This window comes from Streptomyces bugieae, from assembly GCF_036352915.1.
Classification (GTDB): domain Bacteria; phylum Actinomycetota; class Actinomycetes; order Streptomycetales; family Streptomycetaceae; genus Streptomyces; species Streptomyces endophytica.
On the sequence record NZ_JAZBJP010000031.1, the window covers coordinates 24804 to 49414 of the forward strand.

A 24611-nucleotide genomic window follows, 5' to 3' on the forward strand; every position below is an offset into this window, starting at 1 on the left:
CGGCGCCGTGGGTCGGCGTCGTGCGGCGTTCGGCGTGGTGAGTCGTCGTGCGTCGTCGGTTCGCTAGAGGGCACGGTACGCGGCGCGGCGAGGTGGGTGACCGTTTCGTACCGATGAGTACAAGGAGCGAAACGGGCATACGGTCATGTCCGGGATCATCGGCCCGAGTCGCTCAACTCGGGCTATTCGGCGAGGCGATCGGACAGCTCGTCAGCCAGCGAACGGGCCTTGTCCTGCAGTTCCTGGCTCTCCGGCAACATCGACTTGTCCGTGGACCACTGGTCGTAGGTGATCGTCACGATGACGTTCGACGTGCGAAAGACCACAGTGACGTCGCGGTGCACACCGGAGTCCGCGGTGATCAACTTGTCGTTGAGGAACGCCGCGTCCGCCAGGCCGTCGAGCACGCGCGGCGCGGTGGAGGCGTCGGCACTCGCACTCGGGTCCGTGGTCGAGGGCGTGGTCGAGGCCGCGCTCGGGTCTCCGCTCGGCTTCGCGCTCGCGCCGGCGCCGGGCTTGTCCGTGGCGCCACCCTTGCCCGAGGGGGCCTTTTCGGGGTTCTTCCCGGCGGCGGTCGCTCCGCCCTTCGTGCCCTTCGTGCCTTCTGTGCTCTTCGTTCCCTTCGCGCCCTTCGACGGGGGAGCGGTGGGGGAGGAGCCGGAGCCGCCGGACGGGATCTGCGCGGCCAGTTCCTTGCTGTCGTAGATCTCCTGCGCCTTGTCGTCGTCGCTGACGGCGGCGTCGTACGAGACCACGCGCTGGATGTCGAGGCTCAGGTGGCGGGTGCCCGCGTCGGTCTCGCGGGTCCAGTGGCAGCCGACCCGGCGGTCGGTGTCGTACGTGATGTCGGCCTGGCCGCCGTAGAGCTTGTCGGCCTCGGCGCCGGAGAGGTGCTGGCCGTCGCCGGGCAGCATGGCGCGGACGGTGCTGCGCGAGGGCAGCCCGCACGCCTCCGGGAGGGTCTGGTAGCGGCCCGGTTCGGCGGACTGGCTCGTCGCGGCGGGGTCGCCGCCCTTGGCGTCGGCGGCGTCACCGTCGGTGCCGGGACCGCCGGTGCAGCCGGCGAGGCCGGCGGCCAGCGCCGCGACGGCCACCAGTGCGGCACCGGGTGCGAACGGTTTGCGGGGCATCGCTCGCGGCTCCTTCCCTCGAATTCCCTCGAAAAATGCGGTTGCCGCCCGGCGGCGGCCGATGGACACAATGTCTATCGCACGTCTTGCCGCGCACGCCGGTTCACCGTCCAAGATCAGGTAATTTGTCCGGCTTTTGCGTTTTTCAGGTTTTCGGGGGAATGAGGAAGTTATGTCGTACGTCGAGGTACCCGGCGCCCAGGTGCCCATCCGGATGTGGACCGACCCGGCCACGGTCGAGGACGTGGCGATGCAGCAACTGCGCAACGTCGCCACCCTCCCGTGGATCAAGGGCCTGGCCGTGATGCCCGACGTGCACTACGGCAAGGGCGCCACGGTCGGCTCGGTGATCGCGATGCGCGGGGCGGTCTGCCCGGCGGCGGTTGGCGTCGACATCGGCTGCGGAATGAGCGCGGTGAAGACCTCGCTCACCGCCAACGACCTGCCCGGCGACCTGTCCCGGCTGCGCTCGAAGATCGAGCAGGCCATTCCGGTGGGCCGGGGCATGCACGACGACCCGGTCGCCCCCGGCCGGCTGCACGGTTTCCCGACGGCCGGCTGGGAGGACTTCTGGGCGCGGTTCGAGGGGGTGGCGGACGCGGTCAAGTTCCGCCGCGAGCGGGCCGTCAAGCAGATGGGAACGCTCGGCGGCGGCAACCACTTCCACGAGATCTGCATCGACGAGGACCAGTCCGTCTGGATCATGTTGCACTCCGGGTCGCGCAACATCGGCAAGGAACTCGCCGAGTACCACATGGGCGTGGCCCAGAAGCTGCCGCAGAACCAGGGCCTGGTCGACCGCGACCTCGCCGTCTTCATCGCGGACACCCCGCAGATGGCGGCGTACCGCAACGACCTCTTCTGGGCGCAGGAGTACGCCAAGCACAACCGCGAGATCATGATGGCGCTCACCCAGGACGTCGTCCGCCGGGAGTTCAAGAAGGCCAAGGTGACCTTCGGCGAGGTCATCTCCTGCCACCACAACTACGTGGCGGAGGAGCAGTACGACGGCATGGACCTGCTGGTGACCCGCAAGGGCGCGATCCGGGCGGGCGGCGGCGAGTACGGCATCATCCCCGGCTCGATGGGCACCGGCTCGTACATCGTCCGCGGCCTGGGGAACCCGGCGTCCTTCAACTCCGCCTCGCACGGCGCCGGCCGCAAGATGAGCCGGAACGCCGCCAAGAAGCGCTTCACGACGCGCGACCTGGCGGAGCAGACGCGGGGCGTGGAGTGCCGCAAGGACTCCGGGGTGATCGACGAGATCCCGGGCGCCTACAAGCCGATCGAGAAGGTCATCGACCAGCAGCGCGACCTGGTGGAGGTCGTCGCACACCTCAAGCAGGTGGTGTGCGTGAAGGGTTGAGGGCCGCGAGCCGGGGCCGGCTCCCCGGGCCGGTGGCTCGGTGGTCCGGGAGTTCGGTGGTCCGGGGGTCTTTTCGTGGGGCGGCGTGGCGCGAGTGCGCCACGCCGCTCTTCGCTCTGCGGTTGCGGTTGCGGTTGCGGCTGGGGTTGTGGCTGGGGGGACTCCGGTGCCGGCTGGGCGCTCAGCTGGTGCGGGTGCGGTGCACCTTCGTGTTGGAAGCCTGGGCGCGGGGCCGGACCACCAGGAGGTCGATGTTGACGTGGGAGGGGCGGGTGATCGCCCAGGCGATGGTGTCGGCCACGTCCTCCGCGCTGAGCGGCTGCTCCACACCCTCGTAGACCTTGGCGGCCTTTTCGGCGTCCCCGCGGAAGCGGGTGGTGGCGAACTCGTCGGTCTTCACCATCCCCGGGGCCACCTCGATGACCCGCACCGGCTCACCGCACAGCTCCAGCCGCAGCGTCTCGGCGATCACATGCGCACCGTGCTTGGCCGCGACATAACCGCCGCCGCCCTCGTACGTGGCATGACCCGCGGTGGAGGACAGCACGACGACGGTGCCGTCCCCGGAGGCGGTGAGCCTGGGCAGCAGCGCCTGGGTCATGTGGAGCACGCCGAGCACATTGACCTCGTACATCGCGCGCCAGTCGGCGGGGTCCCCGGTGGCCACCGGTTCCGCGCCGAACGCACCACCGGCGTTGTTGACCAGGACGTCGACGGACGGCAGCTCGTCGAGCGAGGCCACGAAGGCGTCGACGGCGGCCCGGTCGGTCACATCCAGCGCATGGGCCTGGGCGTTCGGCAGCTCGGCGGCGAGCGCTTCGATGCGGTCCTTGCGGCGGGCGGTGAGCACGACGCGGTAACCGGCGGCGGCCAGCGCCCGCGCGGTCGCGGCCCCGATGCCGCTGCTCGCTCCGGTGACAACGGCGGTACGGGCCTCAGCGCTGGGGGTCTGGGCGCTCAGGGCATCGGCGCTACGGGCATCGGCGGTCATGACGCTCTCCTCGGAGCCGGTGGGACGGCGGGACGGCGGATCGGCGGATCGGTGCGCGTCGGCATGACCGTTGTGCGGTCCGGCCGCGGTCGCGGTGTGCCCAGGATATGCAGCCCCTGATCAACCACTGATCAATTACTGATGAGCACCTGATCAATGGTTGGGCGGTGGGGGGTTGGGGGTGGTCGGTGATGGTCGAGGTGGTCGGCCGATGGTGGGGGCGGAGGGTTGGGGAGACCGGGGAAGCCGGAAGCCGGGGAGGCCGGGGGAGCCGGAAGCCGGGGAAGCCGGGGAAGCCGGAAGCCGGGGGAGGCGGCGCGGGCGACCCGTCGCCGGAACGGTCAGCGGCTCCTCGGGGCGTACATGATCACTGCCATCCCGGCCAGGCAGATCAGCGCCCCGATGACGTCCCACCGGTCGGGGCGATAGCCGTCGGCCACCATTCCCCAGGCCAGCGATCCGGCGACGAAAACCCCGCCGTACGCGGCGAGGATGCGCCCGAAGTGGGCGTCGGGCTGGAGCGTGGCCACGAAGCCGTACACCCCGAGGGCGATCACACCGGCCCCGATCCACGCCCAGCCACGGTGTTCGCGGACCCCCTGCCACACCAGCCACGCCCCACCGATCTCGAACAGCGCGGCAACGACGAACAGGGCAGTGGAACGCGCAATGAGCATGCGGCCGAGCCTAAGCCCGGGCAGCCCCGGCCCCGCGAGTCCCGTCGCTCCGAGCCCTCCGGGTGTTCTGTCCCGAGTGCCCCCAGGGGACTGTCAGTGGTGCATGAGAGCTTCGGAGCATGTTGATCGAACGGGCTTATCTGGACCTTCCGACGGGGACGGGGGCGGCCGAGGACGGCTGGCCGTGGACGGTGCCCTGTGTCCGGCAACTGGCCGCCGAAGGACTGCCCTTCCGCGCGCCCGTCACCTTCCTGGTGGGCGAGAACGGTTCGGGGAAGTCCACGCTGGCCGAGGCGCTGGCGGAAGGCTTCGGTCTGGATTCGTACGGCGGGTCGGCGGGCTACAAATACGCCTCCTCCCGTGAGGCCTCTCTGTTGGGCAGTCGGCTTCGGTTCGATCCGACGCGGGAGGGGCGGCGGATGGTGCGGGGGCCGCGGACGCGTCGCCGCGGCTTCTTCCTCCGGGCCGAGACAGCGCTGGAAGCACTGAACGGCGAGCGGAACACCCTGCGGCTCTCCCAGGCCCCGGACGAGATGAGCCACGGCGAGAGCTTCCTGCTGGCCTTCCGCGAACGGTTCGCCGAGCGCGGGCTGTACGTGATGGACGAGCCGGAGGCGGCGCTGTCCTTCTCCTCCTGCCTGGAACTGGTCGGGCTGATGGACGAGTTGGCGCGGATAGGCGCCCAGGTCGTGTGCGCCACCCACTCACCGCTGCTGACGGCACTCCCCGGCGCGGAGATCGTGGAGGTCGGCGAGCACGGCATGCGGTCGGTGGAATGGGCGGAGCTGGGCCTCGTCGACCACTGGCGCCGGTACCTCAGCGACCCGCGGGCCTATCTGCGCCATGTGCTGGCATCGGGCTGAGCCGCGACGAGCCCCGACGCCCCCCGCGCCGCCGCCCGTCCCCGCGCAACCTTCCGCCTCCGCTTGGCCGGCCCGCCCCGCTCAGCCGTTCGCCGGCGCGGCGCCGGTCCACCGTATGAGCGCGCTGCGCAGGGCCGCGGCACGCTCGGCGGGGGCCGTGGAGTCGGTGGCCCAGGCGATATAGCCGTCGGGGCGTATCAGCAGGGCGGTACGGCGGCCGCTGTCCCAGGTGGCCGGGATGACGCGGTCGTCGTCCGGACGCGGGGCGGTGGGCTCGTCGGCGGGGGTGACGAGGACGAACTTCCCCTCGCGGAGGCGTTCGTAGAGCCGGCCGCCACCGGCCAGGCGGAGGTCCGGGGCGCGGTGGCCGGCGAGCCGATGGGCACCCGGCCCGGCCGGATAGCTGATGCCGATACCGGAGAGCGTGCGTATCGCGCGGCGGGACACCGGCCTCAGATGGTTGATGAGCCGCGCGGCGATTCCCCGGACCGCACGCCCGGGAGCGGAGTGCAGCAGGGTCAACCGCAGGATGGCGCCGCTGCTGCGCAGCACCGACTTGCCGACGGGATGCCGCTCGGCCTGATAGCTGTCCAGCAGGGACTCGGGGGAGTGGCCGCGTAGCACGGCGGCCAGCTTCCAGCCGAGGTTGGCGGCGTCCTGAAGACCGGTGTTCATGCCCTGACCGCCCGCCGGGGAGTGGACATGCGCGGCGTCCCCGGCGAGGAAGACCCGCCCGACGCGGTACTGCGGGGCCTGGCGTTCGTCGCTGTGGAAGCGGGAGATCCAGCGGGCGTCCCGCATGCCGTAGTCCGTACCGAGCGCGAGCCGGGTGACCTCGCGGACCTCGTCGAGATCGGCGGGCGCGCTGTCGTCGGCCTGGCGGTGGCGGTTCCAGCCGATGACGCGGTACCAGCCGTCCCCGAACGAGCCGATCAGCGCGAATGCCTCCCCCGTGGCGTTGACGATGAACGGGGACGGTGGCTCCTCGGCCAGCCGGACGTCGGCGAGGATCACCGAGCGGATCACCGACTTCCCGGGGAAGGGCAGGCCCACGGCCTCCCGGATCGTGCTGCGCACGCCGTCGGTGCCGACGAGGTAGGCGGCGCGGGCGCTGCCGATGCCGTCGGCGGTGCGCAGCTTCACCGTCACCCCCTCCTCGTCCTGGGCGAGGCCGAGCACCTCCGAGTCGTACCGGAACACCACACCGGCCTTCCGCGCGCGGCGCTCAAGCAGCCGCTCGACCTCGAACTGCGGAGTGATCAGGACGAAGGGGAAGCGGGTGGTGAGCCGGCTGGGGTCGAGAGTGGCCTCCCCGAAGAGCCGGAGGCGGGGGATCGGATGGCCGCCGGCGACCAGCTCATCCGCGAGACCGCGGGCATCGAGCTGTTCGAGCGTGCGCGCATGGACGGCGAGGGCGCGGGTGAGGTTGCTGGTGGTGTCGGCGCGGCGTTCGAGAAGCGTGACGGACAGGCCGGCCTCGGCGAGGTCCCCGGCGAGCAGCAGCCCGGTGGGCCCGGCGCCGACGACGAAGACGTCCGCGGTGTCCGTCACCTCTGCGGCGTCCGCACTCCCAGCACTGGGTGCGAGGCGCGCGGCGGCTTCCGGGACGTCCCTGACCTCGGCGTCCCTGACCTCGGCGTTTCTGGCCGTGCTGAGCCCCTGGTCCCGGCTGCCGGACCGGTCCGGTGTGCGGTTCGTGGCGTCCATGGCTTCCGCCTCCTCTTGCGTGCGCCTGGGCCTATGCCAACGCATGTTGGTCAACGCTTGTTGGCAAGCGTAGGGCGCGTCGGGTTGGCGTGTCAACAGTTGTTGGCCTACAGTTGTTGACATGCGGCACGATCGCCCTCCTACTGCTGCTGAGCCCGACGCCCCCGCCGAATCCGCGGCCCGCGGCACCGGCAGCGGCAGCGACGCGGAAGCCGCTGCCGGCGCCCGGTCCGACGGTGCCTCCGGTGCCCCATCCGCCGGCGCCCGGCCCGCCGGCCCCGCGGACCCGCCCCGCCGGTCCGCCGCGACCCGGGCCGCGATCCTGGCCGCCGCCCGTGACCGCTTCGCCGCGGACGGCTACGAGCGCGCCACGATCCGCGCCATCGCGCGCGAGGCAGGCATCGACCCGTCGATGGTCATGCGGTACTACGGCAACAAGGCCGGCCTCTTCGCGGCCGCCTCCGAGATCGAGGTGCACGCGCCCGATCTGAGCCACGTACCGCGGGAAGAAGTCGGCGCCCGGCTCGTACGCCACTTCCTCGAACGATGGGAGGGCGACGAGGTGCTGACCGGCATGTTGCGCGTCGGCGCGACGAACGAGGCGGGCGCGGAGCGGATGCGCGGGGTGTTCGCCGAACAGATCAGGCCGGTGCTCACGGCGGTCTGCCCGGTCCCCGAGGAGGCCCCGAAGCGCGCCGCGCTGATCGCCTCCCAGATACTCGGCATGGCGCTGTGCCGTTACGTCCTGCACCTCCCGCCGGCCGTCGCCCTCAGCCATGACGAGGTCATCGCCTGGCTGGCGCCCACGATCCAGCGCTACCTGACGGCGGAGCAGCCGTAGGGCGGGCGGTCGCGGCGGCGCGCCCGGCGCCCCGTGGTTGAGGCGGACGAGCGCCCGAGGGGGCGGTGCCGGAACGCCGTCCCCGGCCCCCGGGCGGACGCCGCCGTTCAATCCCGTACGGACGCCGCCGTTCAGTCCCGCACGGACGCCGCCGTTCAGTCCCCGGACAACGGCCGCGGCACCCGTCCGGCCACCCGCCCCATATGCCCTTCGAAGACCTGCCGCGCCTCCGGAGTCAGCGTCCGGAGCGCCACCATCGCCGTGAGGATCACATCGCACAGCTCGCTGTGCACGTCGTCCCAGGTGTGGCTGTGACCCTTGCGCGGGTTCTGGCCGGTGGCGCCGATCACCGCCTGCGCGACCTCGCCCGCCTCCTCGGAGAGCTTCAGGATGCGCAGCAACCGCTCCTGCTCCGGCGGCAGCACGCTCGCGCCGTCGAGCCAGCGCACCAGGTGGTCGACGGTCTCCCAGACGGCTGACGGGCGTCGGCCGGAGGCAGGGGCGAGGTGTCGACGGGTGGAGGCGTATCGGACATGGCCCGATTGTGCCCGTCTTCGGCGCCGTACGCGCCTAGGGTGGTCAACCGCCGTATGTGAAGCACGGTATGTGAACCGCCACAGGTGAAACGTCGTATACGCCTCGCCGTCTACGCATCGCCGTGTACGAACTGCCGCACACGAACTGCCGCACACGAACCCCGTATTGCTGCTGACTGGTGGGAAGGGGCACGCCGCAGATGGCCGAGCACCGCACGTCCCGCGATCCGCTCCCCGAGGCGCTGGTCGACTTCTACGGCCTGGTGCCGCTGCCGCGTGAGGGCGGACGGTTCCGGCCTACGTGGGCGGGCCCGCCCCGGCCCGACGGGCGGCCCGAGGGTACGGCGATCGTGATGCTGCTGACCGCCGAGCCGGGCGACTACTCCGCCCTGCACCGGCTGCCGACCGACGAGATCTGGCACTTCTACCGGGGCGATCCGCTCACCCTCTTCCTGCTGACCGAAGGGCCCGAGGAAGACGGGCCGCCCCAGGGGGGCGAGGAGCGCGGCGCGAGCACTCCGGATGGCCGCGCGGCCCGTACGGTCGTCCTCGGGCCGGACGTCCTGGGCGGCCAGCACGTCCAGTTCACCGTGCCGGCCGGGACGTGGATGGCCGCCGAGGTCGCCGACGGCGGCTCGTGGACGCTGTTCGGCTGCACGATGGCGCCCGGTTTCACCTTCGAGGACTACGAACACGGGGACGGCGCCGAACTGGCGGCGCGGTTTCCGCGGGAGGCAGCGCGGATCGCCGCGCTGAGCCGGCCATGACAGGGGGGCGAGCCCCTTTCGGCCTGAACGGCGGCGGGGCGGCGATTACTCCCAGTGACGGCCGGGAACCGGTCGCATCCGGCCAGGCCGACGCGGGCGGCCCAAGCGGCCCCTGCAGTCCAGACGGCCCGGGCGGCCCAGGCGGCTCGGAGGGTTCGGCCGGTCCGGATGGTCCGGGTGGCCAGGCCAACCCACCCCACCCCCATCGCCGGCCCCACCCCCACCCCCACCTCCCCGATCTCACCGGGCAGGTGGTGCTCGTCACCGGGGCCGCGGGTGGGGTCGGGCAGGGCATTGCGGGGCGGTTCGCGCAGGCCGGGGCGGCGGTGGTGGTGCACTACCGGACCGGGGCCGAGGCGGTGCGGGCGCTGGTGGGGCGGATCGAGGACGGCGGCGGGAGTGCGCTGGCGCTGGCGGCCGACCTGGCCGTCGAGGAGGAGTGCCACCGGCTGGTGACCGAGGCGGCCGGCTGGCGCGGGCGGCTCACCGCGCTGGTGAACAACGCCGCGGTGCAGCCGACGCAGGAGCTGGCGGGGATGTCGCTCGCCGATTGGCGGGCGGTGGCCGACCTCAACGTGCACTCGGTGTTCGCCTGCACCCAGGCCGCGGCGGCCGTGATGCGGGAGGGCGGCGGCGGGTCGGTGACGCACATCGCGTCGATCGAGGCGGACCGTCCGGCGCCGCAGCACGCCCACTACTGCGCGTCCAAGGCGGCGGTGGTGATGCACGCCCGCGCCGCCGCGCTGGAGTACGGCCCGTACGGCATCCGCGTCAACAGCGTCTCGCCGGGCCTGATCGACCGGCCCGGGCTGGCCGAGGACTGGCCCGACGGAGTACGGCGCTGGCACGCGGCGGCGCCCACCGGGCGGTTGGGGCGGCCGGAGGACGTGGGCGACGCCTGTGTGTTCCTCGCCTCACCGATGGCCTCCTGGATCACCGGCCAGGACCTCGTGGTGGACGGCGGGGTCTCGGCCCGCCCTACGTGGTGAGGACCACACCGTATGGAGACCCCGTCCGGGGCGGTGACCCCTCCGCCCGGAGACGCAGTGCTTTCACCGCGCTACGAGACGACGAGGCACACCGCCCTACGAGACGAGGGCCCACCGCGCTACGAGACGAGGCCCACCGCCCCAACACCCCAGCCCATCCCGGCCCGTCCCGGCCGTCCAGGCCAGCCAAAACCCCAGCCCAGCCGCGACGAACCGTTACGGCCACACCAAGCAATACGCCTGGTGCCCCGCCTCGTGGAGGCGGTGGCTGAAGTCCTGCCATTCGTGGAGGAGCTGGTAGACGGCGAAGGCGTCGCGGGGGCCGCCGCGGTCGGGGACCGTCGACCAGATGAAGGCGGCCGCGCCGACCGATTCCTCGCCGATGCCGCGCAGCGGGTCGACCACGGTCATGGGGAGCTTGACGACGGCGTAGTCGGGGTGGAGGACGACGAGTTCGAGCGGCGGAACCTTATGGAGGGGTATGCCCTCTATACCGGTGAGGACCATGGCGGCCATGGTCTCCGGCTTGATCTTGGTGAACATCCCGCCCATGCCGAGCTCGTCACCGCCGAGTTCCTCAGGGCGCATGGAGATCGGGACCCGGGCCGCCGTCGCGCCGTTGGGCGCGCCGAAGTATTTGTAGGTCACCCCCATGCGGCCGCCCCTGATGTCCCCACCCTTGATGCCTTCGGTCTCGCGCCGGTGACGGCCGCGCTGGGCGCGCCCGGAACCCCGGTCATCGGTTCCTTCGCCCAGTTCGCCACCGCGATGCATATCTCCACCCGACCACTCGCAGCCCCAGCCGCGCAACCCGATCATCGTCTCAGAGACCTCCCCCGTCACCGGCGCGCGAAACGCCCGGCCGCACGCCCCCGTGCGCCTCTGAGACCATTGCTTGCGTGACTCACTCGTCCGTCGCCCCAGTTTCGCAGACAAGCGGGGGCTGACGCCCGGTCGGAAGCGAGAGGAATCAAAAAAGGATCGAGTGGGAACCGCGCGGCGCCTTAGGTGGTCCAAGCGGGGATTCCCATGCCGTTGTCAGCCGGGGCGGTGCCCGTGCGCCGCTGCCCTCCCCGTTTATGCAGGTCAGGATCACAGTGTCTTTTCCGTATGAAGCCCCTGTTTCGCAGTCGCTGTTCGAGCGCGCCTCCGTGGTGACGCCCGGCGGCGTCAATTCACCGGTGCGGGCGTTCCGCGCCGTCGGCGGTACGCCCCGGTTCATGGTGTCCGGTACCGGTCCGTACCTCACCGACGCCGACGGCCGTGAGTACGTCGACCTCGTGTGCTCGTGGGGGCCGATGATCCTCGGGCACTCGCACCCCGAGGTGATCGCGGCGGTCCAGGAGGCGGTCGCGCGCGGCACGTCCTTCGGTACGCCCGGCGCGGGCGAGGTCGAGCTGGCCGAGGAGATCGTGGCCCGGATCGAGCCGGTCGAGCAGGTGCGCCTGGTGTCGTCCGGCACCGAGGCGACGATGTCGGCGATCCGTCTGGCGCGCGGATTCACCGGCCGCCCCAAGGTGGTCAAGTTCGCCGGCTGCTACCACGGGCACGTGGACGCGCTGCTGGCCGCGGCCGGCTCGGGCGTGGCGACCTTCGGACTGCCCGACACGCCCGGCGTGACCGGCGCGCAGGCCGGCGACACGATCGTGCTGCCCTACAACGACCTGGAGGCGGTGCGGGCCGCGTTCGCCGCGCACCCGGGCGAGATCGCCTGTGTGATCACCGAGGCGTCGCCCGGCAACATGGGCGTGGTGCCGCCGCTGCCCGGCTTCAACCAGGGCCTTGCCGACCTGTGTGCCGAGGACGGCGCGCTGTACATCTCCGACGAGGTGATGACCGGCTTCCGCGTCAGCAAGGCCGGTTGGTACGGGATCGACGGGGTTCGCCCGGATCTGATGACCTTCGGCAAGGTCATGGGCGGCGGTTTCCCGGCCGCGGCGTTCGGCGGCCGCGCCGACGTCATGGCGCACCTCGCGCCGGCCGGCCCGGTCTACCAGGCGGGCACCCTGTCCGGGAACCCGATCGCCACCGCCGCCGGTGTCGCGCAGCTGCGGCTGCTGGACGACGCCGCGTACGAGAAGGTCGACGCGGTCTCCGCCGAGCTGCGCTCGCTGGTCAGCGGGGCGCTGACCAAGGAGGGCGTGGCGCACCGGCTGCAGGTGGCGGGGAACATGTTCTCCGTCTTCTTCACCGAGCGGGACGTCACCAACTACGACGAGGCCAAGGCGCAGGAGTCCTTCCGCTTCACCGCCTTCTTCCACTCGATGCTGTCCCAGGGCGTCTACCTCCCGCCGTCCGCGTTCGAGTCGTGGTTCGTCTCGACCGCGCACGACACCGCGGCCGTCGAGCGGATCGCGGCCGCCCTGCCGGCCGCCGCCCGGGCCGCCGCCGAAGCGACGGAATGAGGGGGAAATGAACCAGAGCAGCAACGACGTCTCCGCCGGCGACAACGGTGACGACATCACCGTCGTCCACCTCATGCGGCACGGCGAGGTGCACAACCCGGAGGGGGTGCTGTACGGGCGCCGGCCCGGCTACCACCTCTCGGAGCTGGGGCGGAAGATGGCCGACCGGGTCGCCGAGCACCTCGCGGACCGGGACGTCACCCATGTCGTCGCCTCGCCGCTGGAGCGGGCCCAGGAGACCGCGACGCCGATCGCCGCGGCGCACGGTCTCGGCCTGGCCACCGACGAGCGGCTGATCGAGGCGGCCAACGTCTTCGAGGGCAAGACCTTCGGGGTCGGTGACGGGGCGCTCAAGAAGCCGGGCAACTGGAAGTACCTGACGAATCCGTTCCGGCCCTCGTGGGGCGAGCCGTATCTCGAACAGGTCGTACGGATGATGGCGGCGCTCGGCGCGGCGCGGGACGCGGCACGCGGGCACGAGGCGGTGGCGGTCAGCCACCAGCTGCCGATCTGGATCGTGCGCAGTTTCGCGGAGCGGCGGCGGCTGTGGCACGACCCGCGGAAGCGGCAGTGCACGCTGGCCTCGCTGACGTCGTTCACGTTCCACGGCGACAAGATCATTTCGGTGGGGTACAGCGAACCGGCGCGCGACCTGGTTCCCTCCCACCTCCTGGCCGGCGCCAAACCGGTGAAGGGAAAGAGCAAGGCCTACGGGGCCTGACACTGCATCAGGTGGCGGAACGTCAAAGGCAAGCAAAAATGGAATATCCGGCCGATTAACTCGGCGTCCCGGTGCTCAACATGCCCTCCTCTCGATTGTCCGTTTATATGGATATCGAGTTCCGGCGAGCACGGATGGGGACGAGGGTATGTGCGCGATCAGTCGGCGAAACCTGCTGGGCCTGGGAGTTGGAGCGGCCGCGGCGCTGGGCGTCGCCGGCTGCTCCACGTCCGGCCCGCAGGCGAGCGTCGACAAGCAGAAGGTCAAGAGATCCGTCCAGGCCCGCCCCAGGCTCATCGGTGACGGCTCGACCGCGAATTACGGCGCGCAGCCGAACCAGCCGAAAGCACCCGAACGGATGGAGCCCGGACAGACCCCGCCGCAGTTCGTGGTCTTCTCCTGGGACGGCGCGGGAGAGGTCGGCAACGGCCTCTTCCCCCGCTTTCTCCAGCTCGCCAAGGACCACGGCGCGGCCATGACCTTCTTCCTCTCCGGCCTCTATCTCCTGCCGGAATCCCAAAAACACCTCTACGAGCCGCCGAACAACCCGCCCGGCGCCTCCGCCATCGGCTACCTCGCCGACGACCACATCAGGGAGACGCTGAGGTACGTGCGCCAGGCCTGGCTGGACGGCCACGAGATCGGCACCCATTTCAACGGCCACTTCTGCGGTGACGCCCCGACCTCGGTCAAACACTGGACCCCCACCCAGTGGTACTCCGAGATCGACCAGGCGATGGAATTCGTCACCAAATGGCGGACCAACACCGGCTTCGCCGAGGTCGACCCGCTGCCGTTCGATTACCGGCAGGAATTGGTCGGCGGCCGCACGCCCTGTCTGCTCGGCCAGAGAAATCTGCTGCCCGCCGCCCGGGAACTCGGCTGGCGCTACGACGCCAGCTCGCCCGGCGGCCTCCAGATGTGGCCGAAGAAGAAATTCGGCGTCTGGGACTTCCCGCTCCAGCAGATTCCGTTCCCGGGGCACTCTTTCGAGGTGCTCTCGATGGACTACAACATCCTCGCCAACCAGTCCAGGAACTCCACCAAGGCCCCGCCGGCCAATTACCCGGGCTGGCGGCAGCAGGCCACCGACGCGTACATCTCCGGATTCCGCCGCGCCTACGAGACCAACCGCGCCCCCCTCTTCATCGGCAACCACTTCGAGGAGTGGAACGGCGGCATCTACATGGACGCCGTCGAGGACGCCCTCAAGCACATCGCCAACGAGCAGAACCGCGACGTCCATCTGGTGTCGTTCCGGCAGTTCACCGACTGGCTCGACGCCCAGGACCCCGAGGTGGTGCGCAGGCTCCAGGAGGTCCCGGTCGGCCGGCGGCCCGCCGAGGGCTGGAAGGAGTACCTGTCGGTCCCGTAGCGGCGCGGCCCCGTGACCACGTAACCGAGCCACCGCGCAACGTGCCGATCCGGCCCGGTGCCCCCGTGCCCCACCGCCTGACATGCCCCTTCGGCCGGAGCCGGACCGGGACCGGACCGGGGACAGGCCGGGCGAGGGGGGCGCGGAAGATCCGCAAATGGCCCATGCGAAACTTTTCACATGAGTGCTGACGCCCCACGCCGCCGCACGCGCCGCCGCCGGATCATCCTGCTCGCCGCAGGGGCCGCGGCCGCCTCGCTGTCGCTGAGCGCCTGCGGAGACGGCGCCTCCGGAGGCTCGGCCCAGACCCGCTTCGTCCAGGGCAAGGACGGCGTCGACACCGTCAAGAAGGCCGACCGGCAGCCCGCCCCCGACCTGTCCGGCGAGACCACCACCGGCAAGAAGCTCGACGTCGCCGACTACAAGGGCAAGGTCGTCATCCTCAACGTCTGGGGCTCCTGGTGCGGCCCCTGCATCGCCGAGGCGCCGAACTTCGCCAAGGTCGCCAAGGAGACCAGCGGCAAGGGCGTCCAGTTCATCGGGATCAACACCCGCGACTCCGAGAAGTCCCAGGCCACCAGCTTCGAGGAAGAGCACAAGGTGCCCTACCCGAGCCTGTTCGACCCCACCGGCCGGCTCATGCTGCGCTTCCCCAAGGGCAGCCTCAACCCGCAGTCCATCCCCTCCACGATCGCCATCGACCGGCACGGCAAGATCGCCGCCCGCTCGATCGGGCCGCTCACCGAGGACGAACTGCGCAGCATGGTCAAGCCGCTGATCGCCGAGAAGTGATCCCGCCAGAGATGGAACTCACCCAGCTCGCCGTCGCCGCCGACCCCACCGTCTCCACCGGCACCCTCTTCGCCGCCGTCCCCATCGCGCTCCTCGCCGGACTCGTCTCCTTCTTCTCCCCCTGCGTCCTGCCGCTGGTCCCCGGCTACATGTCGTACGTGACCGGCGTCACCGGCACCGACCTCGGCGAGGCCCGCCGCGGCCGGATGCTCGCCGGCGCCGGCCTCTTCATCCTCGGCTTCACCGCGGTCTTCGTCTCCGGCGGCGCCCTCTTCGGCTTCTTCGGCAGGACCCTGCTGGACTACAAGGACGTCATCTCCCGCGTCCTCGGCGCCCTGCTGATCCTCTTCGGACTGGCCTTCGCCGGCGTCCTGCAACGCTTCGGACAGCGCGAATTCCGCTTCCACAAGAAGCCCGCCATGGGCCTCGCCGGCGCGCCGCTCCTCGGCGTCCTCTTCGGCATCGGCTGGACCCCCTGCCTCGGCCCCACCTTCGCCGCCGTCCAGACCCTCTCCTTCTACGACGCCAGCGCCGGCCGCGGCGCCCTCCTCACCGTCGCCTACTGCTTCGGCCTCGGCGTGCCGTTCATCGCCGTCGCCCTGGCCTTCCGCCGCGTCCTCGGCGCCTTCGGCTGGGTCAAGCGGCACTACCAGTGGGTGATGCGGATCGGCGGCGGCATGATGGTCGTCCTCGGCGTCCTCCTCGTCACCGGCATCTGGGACAGCCTGATGTCCGAGCTCCAGAGCTGGACACAAAGCTCCACCGTTGGGATCTGATCGATGTCCACCAAGACCGACACCCCCCGCGACCCCGGCACCGGCACCCCCGGCACCGACGACGCGGGCAGCGACCTCGGCGCGGCCGGCTCCCAGCTCTCCACCGCGCCCCAGGAAGACGTCACCCTGCCCTCGCTCGGCCCGGTCGGCTGGGCCCGCTGGTTCTGGCGGCAGCTGACCTCCATGCGGGTCGCGCTGCTGCTGCTGTTCCTGCTGTCGATCGGCGCCATCCCCGGCTCGCTGATCCCGCAGACCAGCATCGACCCCGTCAAGGTCGACCAGTTCAAGGCCGACCACCCCACCCTCGGCGACGTCTACGACAAGCTGGGGATGTTCCACGTCTACAGCTCGGTGTGGTTCTCCGCCATCTACCTGCTGCTGTTCATCTCCCTGATCGGCTGCATCATCCCGCGCAGCTGGCAGTTCGTCGGCCAGCTCCGCGGCCGCCCGCCGGCCGCCCCCCGCCGGCTGACCCGGCTGCCCGCCTACACCACCTGGCGCACCGACGCCGCACCCGACGACGTGCTCGCCGCCGCCGAGCGGATGCTGAAGAAGCGCCGCTTCCGCGCCCACCGCGCCGGCACCGCGGTCGCCGCCGAGAAGGGCTACCTGCGCGAGGTCGGCAACCTCGTCTTCCACCTCGCGCTGATCGTGATGCTCGTCGCGTTCGCCGTCGGCAGCCTGTGGAAGTCCGAAGGCGGCAAGCTGATCACCGAGGGCGACGGCTTCGCCAACAGCCTCACCCAGTACGACGACTTCAAATCCGGCGCGTTCTTCGACACCGACACCATGGAGCCGTTCGGCTTCACCCTCGACAAGTTCGACGCGACCTACGAACGCTCCGGACCGCAGAAGGGCACCCCGCGGATCTTCCGCGCCCACATCCGGTACTTCTCCGGCGCCGACGGCAAGGAACACAAGACCACCATCGAGGTGAACACCCCCCTCGACATCGCCGGCTCCAAGGTCTACCTGCTCTCCCACGGCTACTCGCCCGACGTCACCGTCAAGGACGGCCGCGGCAAGACCGTCTACAACGGCGCCGTGCCCTTCCTCCCCCAGGACCCGAAGAACTTCACCTCCACCGGTGTCGTCAAGGTCCCCGGCGCCCGCACCAAGGACGACAAGCCCAACCAGCTCGGCTTCCAGGGCTTCTTCGTCCCCACCTTCGGCGGCAAGGGCTCCGGCTCGATGTTCTCCACCTTCCCGGCGCTCGACAACCCGCGCCTGGTGCTCACCGCCTACCACGGCGACCTGGGCGTCGCCTCCGGCCTGCCGCAGAACGTCTACCAGCTCGACAAGAAGAACCTGAAGCAGTACCAGGTCCACGGCCGCGCGGTCGCCCAGATGATGAAGCCCGGCGAGACCATGAAGCTCCCCGGCGGCGACGGCAGCATCACCTTCAACGGCGTCAAGACCTGGGCCAGCTTCAAGATCAGCCACCAGCCCGGCAACGGCCTCGCCCTCACCGGCGCGGTCGCCGCCCTCCTCGGCCTGGCCGGCTCCCTCTTCATCCAGCGGCGCCGCGTCTGGGTACGCGCCGAACACGGCGAGGAGGACGGCGTCACCGTCGTCGAGATGGCCGGACTCGGCCGCAGCGAATCCGCCCGCCTCCCCGAGGAACTCGGCGACCTCGCCGCGGCCCTGGAGCCCGACGCCCCGCTCGCCCCGCACCCCGACCCGGACGCCGGAACCACCCCCGCCACCCCCTTGGAAGACCCCGCGGAGCCCACCGACTCCGACGGTCCTGCTGACCCCTCCGAAGGAGCGCGCGCGTGAACCTCGCCGCCGCAGCCAACGAGACACTGGCGCACAACAGCAATGTCCTGGTCTATTCGGCCATGGCGATCTACACCCTCGCCTTCGTCGCGCACATGGCCGAGTGGGTGTTCGGCAGCCGCAGCAAGGTCGCCCGCACCGCCGCCGCCCTCACCCCGAACGCCACCGCGGCGGCGCCCGCCACCGCCACCGCCGAACGCCGGGGCGGCGGCACCGCCGTACTGGAACGGCCCAAGGTCATCACCAAGTCCGCGGCCGGCAGCCGCGACGTCCCCGACGGCCCCGGCGCCGCCGGCGGCACCGAGAAGGGCGACCTCTACGGCCGCATCGCCATCTCGCTGACCGTCCTCGCCTGGGCGCTCCACGTCGGCGGCGTCATCACCCGCGCCCTGTCCGTACAGCGTGCCCCCTGGGGCAACATGTACGAGTTCTCCACCACCTTCGCCGCCGTCGCCACCGGCATCTACCTGCTGCTGCTCGTCCTCAAGAAGAACGTCCGGTGGATCGGCCTCCCCCTGATCACCACCGTCCTGCTCGACCTCGGCCTCGCCGTGTCCGTGCTCTACACCGCCAGCGACCAGCTCGTCCCCGCGCTGCACTCCTACTGGCTGTGGATCCACGTCAGCTGCGCGATCCTCTCCGGCGCCGTCCTCTACCTCGGCGCCGTCGCCACCCTGCTGTTCCTCTTCCGCGACCGCCACGAGGCCAAGCTCGCCGACCCCGCCGGCAAGCAGCCCGGCGCCTTCGCCTCCTCCGTCCTGGAGCGGCTGCCCTCCGCCGCCTCCCTGGACAAGTTCGCCTACCGCGTCAACGCCACCGTCTTCCCCCTGTGGACTTTCACGATCATCGCGGGCGCCATCTGGGCCGAGGCCGCCTGGGGCCGCTACTGGGGCTGGGACCCCAAGGAGGTCTGGTCCTTCATCACCTGGGTCGCCTACGCCTGCTACCTGCACGCCCGCGCCACCGCCGGCTGGAAGGGCCGCAAGGCCGCCTGGCTCGGCCTGATCGCCTTCGCCTGCTACCTCTTCAACTACTACGGCGTGAACATCTTCGTCACCGGCCTGCACTCCTACGCCGGCGTCTGACCCGCCCGCACCACCGCGCGGTGCCGTACGGAACGCCCTCGGGCGAACCCGTACGGCACCGTCGTCCGTTCACGGCCACCCGCCCCGGCCCACGGCGCGCCGACGGCCGCGACTCACCGCCGCCGGCGCCGCCCCCGCTCCTGCCGCGGCGGCACCTGCCCCGCCCCCGGCAGCGTCGGCTTCGGCAGATGCGCCACCTCCCACTGCGCCTCCGCCAGCTGCTCCGCCGTGTCGTCCGGCAGCCGCGGCGGCCGGCGCGCCGCGTGCCGGAAGCCGAACGCCGACGTCAGATCGCCGAACGCCGCCCGCCGCCAGTCACTGATGTTCGGCTCCTCCACACCCGTCCAGCGCTCCAGGAACTGCAGCACCGACGTGTGATCGAACGGATCACCGGCCGCCCAGCCGCCCACCGTCCACGGCGACACGATCAGGCACGGCACCCGGAACCCACCGCCGATCGGCAGCCCCCGGACGAACTCGTCCTTCGTCCCCGGCGGCGGCACCGGCGGCGGCACATGATCGAAGAGCCCGTCGTTCTCGTCGTAGTTGAGGATGAAGACCGTCTTGGCCCACACCCGCGGGTTCGACGCGATCGCCTCCAGCTTCTGCGCCACGTAGTCCGCGCCGGCCGCCGGCAGATAGTCCGGGTGCTCCGACTGGTGACTCGTCGGGATCAGCCACGACACCGCCGGCAGCCGGTCGTTGCGCGCGTCGTCCTCGAACGTGCCGGCCGGCTGCGGCCGCACCCCCCGCTCGTACAGCGGATCGCCCGGCTGGGAGTCCCGGAACGTCTGGAACTGCTCCAGCAGGTTGCAGCCGTAGTCGTCCTCCTCCTGGTACACCTTCCAGCTGATCCCCGCCGCCTGGAGCCGCTCCGCGTACGTCGTCCAGCGGTACGGCTTCGGCGCGGTGTTGTTCAGCACCGGCCCGCCCAGCGTGCCGCCCGGGTCCAGCGTGCCGGTCATCCAGTACAGCCGGTTCGGCCAGGTCGGCCCGAAGACCGAACAGAAGTAGTTGTCGCACAGCGTGAACGCCTCGGCCAGCGCGAACTGGAACGGGATGTCCTCCCGCGTGTGATAGCCCATCACATACGGGCCGTTGACCCCGTCCGCCTTGCGGTGCGCCGGCAGCCAGCGGTCCATCTTGCCGCCGTTCCACGCCTCGTGCTGCACCGACCAGGCATGACTCGTGGAGGGGATGGCCTGGGCGCTGGACGTGTGGGTGTTGAGCCGGAACGGCAGCAGATAGCCGTCCGGATTCTCCGCGTCCGGCTGGTGGAAGACGTCACGGCCGTCCGGGAGCGTCAGCGCGTCCGGGTCGGCGAAGCCGCGGACGCCGCGCAGCGTGCCGAAGTAGTGGTCGAACGACCGGTTTTCCTGCATGAGCATGACGACGTGCTCGACGTCGTGCAGCGAACCGTGACGTGCGGGTCCGGCGGCGACGGCCTTTTGAACGCTGGGCGGCAACAGAGTCAGCGCGGCGGCGCCACCGACCGCGCCGGCCGCGGAGCCGAGGAGTCTGCGTCGGGTCATGTCGGGCATATGTGCCACTCTCCCTGAGTCGCGTGAGCCCTCAGTGGGCCGACATGACTGTGGCGGCGGGGGAGTTTCCCGGGCAGGGGGAGGAATCTGAACACTGCATCAATTGGCCATGAAATGCCGTGAGTTGGCCAAACCACGCTACGTCCCGTACGCCACGCGAAGCAGTCCCCCACGGACCGCGCGGTGGCCGGAATTACGCGTTTACCGACCTGCGTCAGGACACGCGGCCGAGCCCCGGAGTTCCCTCGGGTGCCGGGTACGGACGCTCCTCGGGCAGCAACCCGGCCGCCCCCGCCACGTCCCCCGCCGCCACCCGCGACCGCACCTCACGCGCCAGCCCGGTCACGTCCGTGATCCCCACCGTCCACTCGTCCGCGTACCGCCGCGACGCCTCCCCCGCCAGGCCCAGCTGCAGCGAACGGTACGGCAGCGCCCGCAACCACAGATCCCGCTCCGGATCCCACTGCACCCGCGCCGGCGACTCCCTCAACTGCCGCCGCCAGGCATCCCGGTCCGCGTGCTCACCCCGGTCGTAGTGCGACAGACACGCGTGCCGCAGCGCCCAGTCGAAACCCGCCCGGTCGATCTCCACCGCCAGCACCGTCTCCTGACCGGCCTTGGACGCCCAGCCGCAGCGGTACATCATCCACAGGAACGACGGCTTGATCCACGTCATCCGCTCCCGCTTCCACGCCACCGGGAACCGCCCGTCCCGCGCCGCCGGAAGCCCCAGCTCAGGCGCGTACGCCTGATAGACCGTGACGGTCCGTTCGGTGTAACGGGCGCGGATACGACGGAGAGGCTCGGTGCCGGTGGGGGAGGTGCTGCCGGCGAGGTCGGCGCTGACGGGCTCGCCGCTGACGGGCCCGGAGGCGTGCGGGACGGTGCTCATGAGCGGCCATCCTGGCGGACGGCGATCGGGCGGGCCACCGAATTGCGGACCGGCAGGACCACGTCATCGCAGGCCGCGAGAGGGGCCGACCACCCGCCGAGCGCCGGTGCCCGGCCGACCGCCGGCCGATCGCCGTGCCCGGCCGACCGCTAGTCCTTGGCCGACGGCGGCGTGTCCTCGTTGCCCTCCGACGCCTCACGGCTCCTGCGCCGCAGCTCCTCCTCACGGCGCCGCAGATCCGCCTCCCAGTCCTTCAGCAGCGCCTCGTCCTTCTTGTTCTCCTCCTTGAGGGAACGCAGGAACTCCGGATTGTCGTCCGGCGCCACCCACTTCGCCGTGCTGTGGTTGCGGTGCCACTCCGCGGGCGTACTGCCGCCCCCGCCCGCGACCGCATGCCGGTGCTTGCCCGCCACCAGCCACGCGATCGGACCGATCAGCACCTCGCCGAAGAGCAGGATGACGATCACCCAGACCACCTTCGGCAGCCCGCGCACCTGCGACTCAGGGGTGTTGAGGCAGTCGATGAACGCGTAGATCCACAGTGCCAGCACCAGAAGGAACGGCAGATACCTGAGCATTGCGGAACGGGCCCCCTGCAGACGACGGCGGGCCCTCGGCAGGGCCCGGTGACCCGCCCAGGGTAGTGCGTACCCGATACTGGAACGCATGGCTTACGACGATCTCCGCTCGTTCCTGCGCGCTCTTGAGCGGGAAGGTGACCTCAAGCGCATCAAGGCCGAGGTCGACCCGCATCTGGAAGTCGGCGAGATCGTGGACCGGGTGCAGAAGGCCGGCGGCCCCGCGCTGCTCTTCGAGAACGTCAAGGGCTCGGCGATGCCCCTCGCCATGAACGTCTACGGCACCGACCGCCGCCTTCTCAAGGCCCTCGGCCTCAGGGCGTACGAGGACATCAGCGCCAAGATCGGCGGCCTGCTCAAGCCCGAACTCCCGCACGGGTTCGTGGGGATCCGCGAGGCGTTCGGCAAGCTCGCCGGCATGACGCACGTCCCGCCCAAGAAGGTCAAGGGCGAGAGCGCCCCCGTCCAGGAGGTCGTGCTCACCGGCGACGACGTCGACCTGGACAAGCTCCCCGCCCTCTTCACCTGGCCCAAGGACGGCGGCTCGTTCTTCAACCTCGGCCTCACGCACACCAAGCACCCCGAAACCGGCGTCCGCAACCTCGGCCTCTACCGCCTCCAACGCCACGACAAGCGCACCATCGGGATGCACTGGCAGATCCACAAGGACAGCCGCAACCACTACCAGGTGGCCGCCAAGCGCGGCGAGAAGCTGCCGGTCGCCATCGCCTTCGGCTGCCCGCCGGCCGTCACCTACGCCTCCACCGCCCCGCTCCCCGGCGACATCGACGAATACCTCTTCGCCGGCTTCCTCCAGGGCAAGCGGATCGAGATGGTCGACTGCAAGACCGTCCCGCTCCAGGTCCCGGCGCACGCCGAGGTCGTCATCGAGGGCTGGCTGGAGCCCGGCGAGATGCTCCCGGAGGGCCCCTTCGGCGACCACACCGGCTTCTACACCCCGCAGGAGCCGTTCCCCGCGCTGACCATCGACTGCGTGACGATGCGCAAGCGCCCGCTGCTCCAGTCCATCGTCGTCGGCCGCCCGCCGACCGAGGACGGCCCCCTCGGCCGGGCGACGGAACGCTTCTTCCTGCCCCTCCTCAAGATCATCGTCCCGGACATCGTGGACTACCACCTCCCCGAGTCCGGCGGCTTCCACAACTGCGCGATCGTCTCGATCGACAAGAAGTACCCCAAGCACGCCCAGAAGGTGATGCACGCCATCTGGGGCGCGCACATGATGTCCCTCACCAAACTCATCGTCGTCGTCGACGCCGACTGCGACGTCCACAACCTCCACGAGGTCTCCTGGCGCGCCCTCGGCAACACCGACTACGCCCGCGACCTGACCGTCGTCGAAGGCCCCGTCGACCACCTCGACCACGCCTCCTACCAGCAGTTCTGGGGCGGCAAGGCGGGCATCGACGCAACGAAGAAGTGGCCCGAGGAGGGCTACACCCGCGACGGCGGCTGGCCCGACATGGTCGAGTCCGACCCCCGCACGGCGGCCCTCGTCGACCGCCGCTGGAAGGAGTACGGCCTCTGATGACCAGCGCCTCCGCCGCCCTCCCGCAGCCCGGCCGCACCAAGGCCTTCCTGCGCCTCGTCATGATCGAGCACTCCGTCTTCGCGCTCCCCTTCGCCTACATCGCCTCCCTGACCGCGATGTACCAGCGTGACAAGCGCATCGACTGGCTCCTGCTGCTCCTCGTCACCATCTGCATGGTCGGCCTGCGCACCTTCGCGATGGCCGCCAACCGGATCATCGACCGCGAGATCGACGCCCGTAACCCCCGCACCGCCCACCGCGAACTCGTCACCGGCGCGGTCTCCGTGAAGTCCGCCTGGACCGGCGCCCTGATCGCCCTCGCCGTCTTCCTCGGCGCGGCGGCCCTGCTCAACCCCCTCTGCCTGGCCCTCGCCCCGGTCGCCGTCGTGCCGATGGTGGTCTATCCGTACGGCAAGCGCTTCACCAACTTCCCCCAGGCCATCCTCGGCCTCGCCCAGGCCATGGGCCCGATCGGCGCCTGGATCGCCATCACCGGCACCTGGTCCTGGGACGCCGTGATCCTCGGCCTCGCGGTCGGCATCTGGATCGGCGGCTTCGACCTGATCTACGCCTGCCAGGACGTCGACACCGACCGCGAGATCGGCGTCCGGTCCGTCCCGGCCCGCTTCGGCATCCCCGCCGCGATCTGGGGCGCCCGCGGCTGCCACCTCGTCACCACGGCACTCTTCGCCTGGTACGCACTGGCCACCGGCGCCGGCCCGTTCTTCTGGCTCGGCCTGCTGATCGTGGCGGCGGCTTTCCTCTACGAGCACACCATCGTCCGGCCGCACGACCTCACCCGCCTGAACCGGGCCTTCTTCCAGGTCAACGGCTTCATCGGCATCGCGCTGTTCGTGTGTGCGCTGCTGGACCTGGTGGTGCGGGGCTTGTCGGTCTGAACCTGGTGGGGCGGGGCTGTCGGTCTGAACCTGGTGGTGCGGGGCTGTCGGTCTGAGGTCGCTCTGAGGTCGGTTTGAAGTCGGTCTGAGGGGCGCTGCTGCTTGGGCCGCGCTCCTGCGTCGTGTTCCTGCTCGGGGCGTGTGCTGCTGCTTGGGTCGTGCTCCTGCGCCGTGCTGCTGCTCGGGGCGTGTGCTCCTGTGCCTGCCGTGGGTGCCTGCTGTGTGTGCCCGCCAGGTGTGCCCTTGTGCCTTCCGGGGTGCCTCCTTGCCTCGTGCGCCTCCTTCTTTTCCGGCAACGATTACGGAGCGTAATTTGTTCCGGAGGGTGATGGGGTCTTCGCCGTGAGTGAGG

Annotated in this window: 23 protein-coding genes; 14 read left to right on the forward strand and 9 right to left on the reverse strand. The window is 70.8% G+C overall.

What is annotated here, in order from left to right; all coding sequences use genetic code 11:
• Positions 1-182: 182 nt before the first annotated feature.
• On the reverse strand, positions 183-1130 hold the full coding sequence (locus tag V2J85_RS32005) for a hypothetical protein (protein WP_330823560.1): 948 nt from the start codon (positions 1128-1130) through the stop codon (positions 183-185).
• Positions 1131-1302: 172 nt separating this feature from the next.
• On the opposite strand from V2J85_RS32005, the gene V2J85_RS32010 reads away from it, so the two are divergent.
• The gene (locus V2J85_RS32010; protein WP_265362141.1) at positions 1303-2496 is read left to right on the forward strand and encodes an RtcB family protein; all 1194 of its coding nucleotides are present in this window, start codon (positions 1303-1305) and stop codon (positions 2494-2496) included.
• Positions 2497-2677: 181 nt separating this feature from the next.
• Here the strand turns inward: V2J85_RS32010 and V2J85_RS32015 are convergent, their stop codons facing one another.
• Together V2J85_RS32015 and V2J85_RS32020 are read right to left on the reverse strand one after the other, a co-directional pair.
• Positions 2678-3487 (reverse strand): SDR family NAD(P)-dependent oxidoreductase, encoded by an 810-nt coding sequence (locus tag V2J85_RS32015; RefSeq protein ID WP_410011310.1) that lies wholly within the window; start codon positions 3485-3487, stop codon positions 2678-2680.
• A gap of 341 nt (positions 3488-3828) precedes the next feature.
• Complete coding sequence (locus V2J85_RS32020; RefSeq protein ID WP_261956954.1) at positions 3829-4164, reverse strand: YnfA family protein; 336 nt, start codon at positions 4162-4164, stop codon at positions 3829-3831.
• Positions 4165-4283: 119 nt separating this feature from the next.
• On the opposite strand from V2J85_RS32020, the gene V2J85_RS32025 reads away from it, so the two are divergent.
• Positions 4284-5027, forward strand: a complete 744-nt coding sequence (locus tag V2J85_RS32025; RefSeq protein WP_261956955.1) for an AAA family ATPase — start codon at positions 4284-4286, stop codon at positions 5025-5027.
• A gap of 81 nt (positions 5028-5108) precedes the next feature.
• Here V2J85_RS32025 and V2J85_RS32030 read toward each other — a convergent pair whose 3' ends face one another.
• Positions 5109-6734, reverse strand: coding sequence for an FAD-dependent oxidoreductase (locus V2J85_RS32030; RefSeq protein ID WP_330823561.1), 1626 nt, complete (start codon positions 6732-6734; stop codon positions 5109-5111).
• Between the two features lie 121 nt (positions 6735-6855).
• Here V2J85_RS32030 and V2J85_RS32035 point away from each other — a divergent pair, with 121 nt between their 5' ends.
• Positions 6856-7575, forward strand: a complete 720-nt coding sequence (locus V2J85_RS32035; RefSeq protein ID WP_330823562.1) for a TetR/AcrR family transcriptional regulator — start codon at positions 6856-6858, stop codon at positions 7573-7575.
• 155 nt (positions 7576-7730) lie between these two features.
• Here the strand turns inward: V2J85_RS32035 and V2J85_RS32040 are convergent, their stop codons facing one another.
• Positions 7731-8024 (reverse strand): MazG-like family protein, encoded by a 294-nt coding sequence (locus V2J85_RS32040; protein ID WP_419836853.1) that lies wholly within the window; start codon positions 8022-8024, stop codon positions 7731-7733.
• 287 nt (positions 8025-8311) lie between these two features.
• Here V2J85_RS32040 and V2J85_RS32045 point away from each other — a divergent pair, with 287 nt between their 5' ends.
• Entirely contained in the window at positions 8312-8878 is a 567-nt protein-coding gene (locus V2J85_RS32045; protein ID WP_330823563.1) for a cupin domain-containing protein, read from the forward strand.
• A gap of 251 nt (positions 8879-9129) precedes the next feature.
• Entirely contained in the window at positions 9130-9867 is a 738-nt protein-coding gene (locus tag V2J85_RS32050; RefSeq protein WP_330823564.1) for an SDR family NAD(P)-dependent oxidoreductase, read from the forward strand.
• A 216-nt stretch (positions 9868-10083) separates the two neighbouring features.
• Here V2J85_RS32050 and V2J85_RS32055 read toward each other — a convergent pair whose 3' ends face one another.
• Positions 10084-10641 (reverse strand): hypothetical protein, encoded by a 558-nt coding sequence (locus V2J85_RS32055; protein ID WP_078866473.1) that lies wholly within the window; start codon positions 10639-10641, stop codon positions 10084-10086.
• 323 nt (positions 10642-10964) lie between these two features.
• Here V2J85_RS32055 and hemL point away from each other — a divergent pair, with 323 nt between their 5' ends.
• From hemL to ccsB, 7 genes are all read left to right on the forward strand, one after another.
• The gene (hemL, locus tag V2J85_RS32060) at positions 10965-12272 is read left to right on the forward strand and encodes a glutamate-1-semialdehyde 2,1-aminomutase (protein ID WP_330823565.1); all 1308 of its coding nucleotides are present in this window, start codon (positions 10965-10967) and stop codon (positions 12270-12272) included.
• Positions 12273-12279: 7 nt separating this feature from the next.
• Positions 12280-12993 (forward strand): histidine phosphatase family protein, encoded by a 714-nt coding sequence (locus tag V2J85_RS32065; RefSeq protein ID WP_330823566.1) that lies wholly within the window; start codon positions 12280-12282, stop codon positions 12991-12993.
• A 148-nt stretch (positions 12994-13141) separates the two neighbouring features.
• Positions 13142-14368, forward strand: a complete 1227-nt coding sequence (locus tag V2J85_RS32070) for a polysaccharide deacetylase family protein (protein WP_261956962.1) — start codon at positions 13142-13144, stop codon at positions 14366-14368.
• Between the two features lie 180 nt (positions 14369-14548).
• Positions 14549-15160 carry a TlpA family protein disulfide reductase gene (locus tag V2J85_RS32075; protein WP_261956963.1) on the forward strand — a complete coding sequence of 204 codons (612 nt, stop codon included), beginning with the start codon at positions 14549-14551 and terminating at the stop codon, positions 15158-15160.
• 11 nt (positions 15161-15171) lie between these two features.
• On the forward strand, positions 15172-15936 hold the full coding sequence (locus tag V2J85_RS32080) for a cytochrome c biogenesis CcdA family protein (protein ID WP_261956964.1): 765 nt from the start codon (positions 15172-15174) through the stop codon (positions 15934-15936).
• A gap of 3 nt (positions 15937-15939) precedes the next feature.
• The gene (resB, locus tag V2J85_RS32085; RefSeq protein ID WP_261956965.1) at positions 15940-17715 is read left to right on the forward strand and encodes a cytochrome c biogenesis protein ResB; all 1776 of its coding nucleotides are present in this window, start codon (positions 15940-15942) and stop codon (positions 17713-17715) included.
• Positions 17712-18800, forward strand: a complete 1089-nt coding sequence (gene ccsB, locus V2J85_RS32090) for a c-type cytochrome biogenesis protein CcsB (RefSeq protein WP_261956966.1) — start codon at positions 17712-17714, stop codon at positions 18798-18800. The genes resB and ccsB overlap by 4 nt, the downstream gene beginning before the upstream one ends.
• Before the next feature lie 113 nt (positions 18801-18913).
• Here ccsB and V2J85_RS32095 read toward each other — a convergent pair whose 3' ends face one another.
• The 3 genes from V2J85_RS32095 to V2J85_RS32105 form a co-directional block, all read right to left on the reverse strand.
• Positions 18914-20341, reverse strand: coding sequence for an alkaline phosphatase family protein (locus V2J85_RS32095; RefSeq protein WP_261956967.1), 1428 nt, complete (start codon positions 20339-20341; stop codon positions 18914-18916).
• Between the two features lie 214 nt (positions 20342-20555).
• Entirely contained in the window at positions 20556-21233 is a 678-nt protein-coding gene (locus tag V2J85_RS32100; RefSeq protein WP_330823567.1) for a DUF4291 domain-containing protein, read from the reverse strand.
• A 149-nt stretch (positions 21234-21382) separates the two neighbouring features.
• Positions 21383-21811 (reverse strand): PLD nuclease N-terminal domain-containing protein, encoded by a 429-nt coding sequence (locus V2J85_RS32105; RefSeq protein WP_261956969.1) that lies wholly within the window; start codon positions 21809-21811, stop codon positions 21383-21385.
• An 88-nt stretch (positions 21812-21899) separates the two neighbouring features.
• Between V2J85_RS32105 and V2J85_RS32110 the strand changes: the two genes are divergently transcribed.
• Both V2J85_RS32110 and mqnP read left to right on the forward strand, forming a co-directional pair.
• The gene (locus V2J85_RS32110; RefSeq protein WP_330823568.1) at positions 21900-23357 is read left to right on the forward strand and encodes a menaquinone biosynthesis decarboxylase; all 1458 of its coding nucleotides are present in this window, start codon (positions 21900-21902) and stop codon (positions 23355-23357) included.
• Positions 23357-24259, forward strand: coding sequence for a menaquinone biosynthesis prenyltransferase MqnP (mqnP, locus tag V2J85_RS32115; RefSeq protein WP_330823569.1), 903 nt, complete (start codon positions 23357-23359; stop codon positions 24257-24259). The genes V2J85_RS32110 and mqnP overlap by 1 nt, the downstream gene beginning before the upstream one ends.
• The last annotated feature ends 352 nt before the right edge of the window (positions 24260-24611 follow it).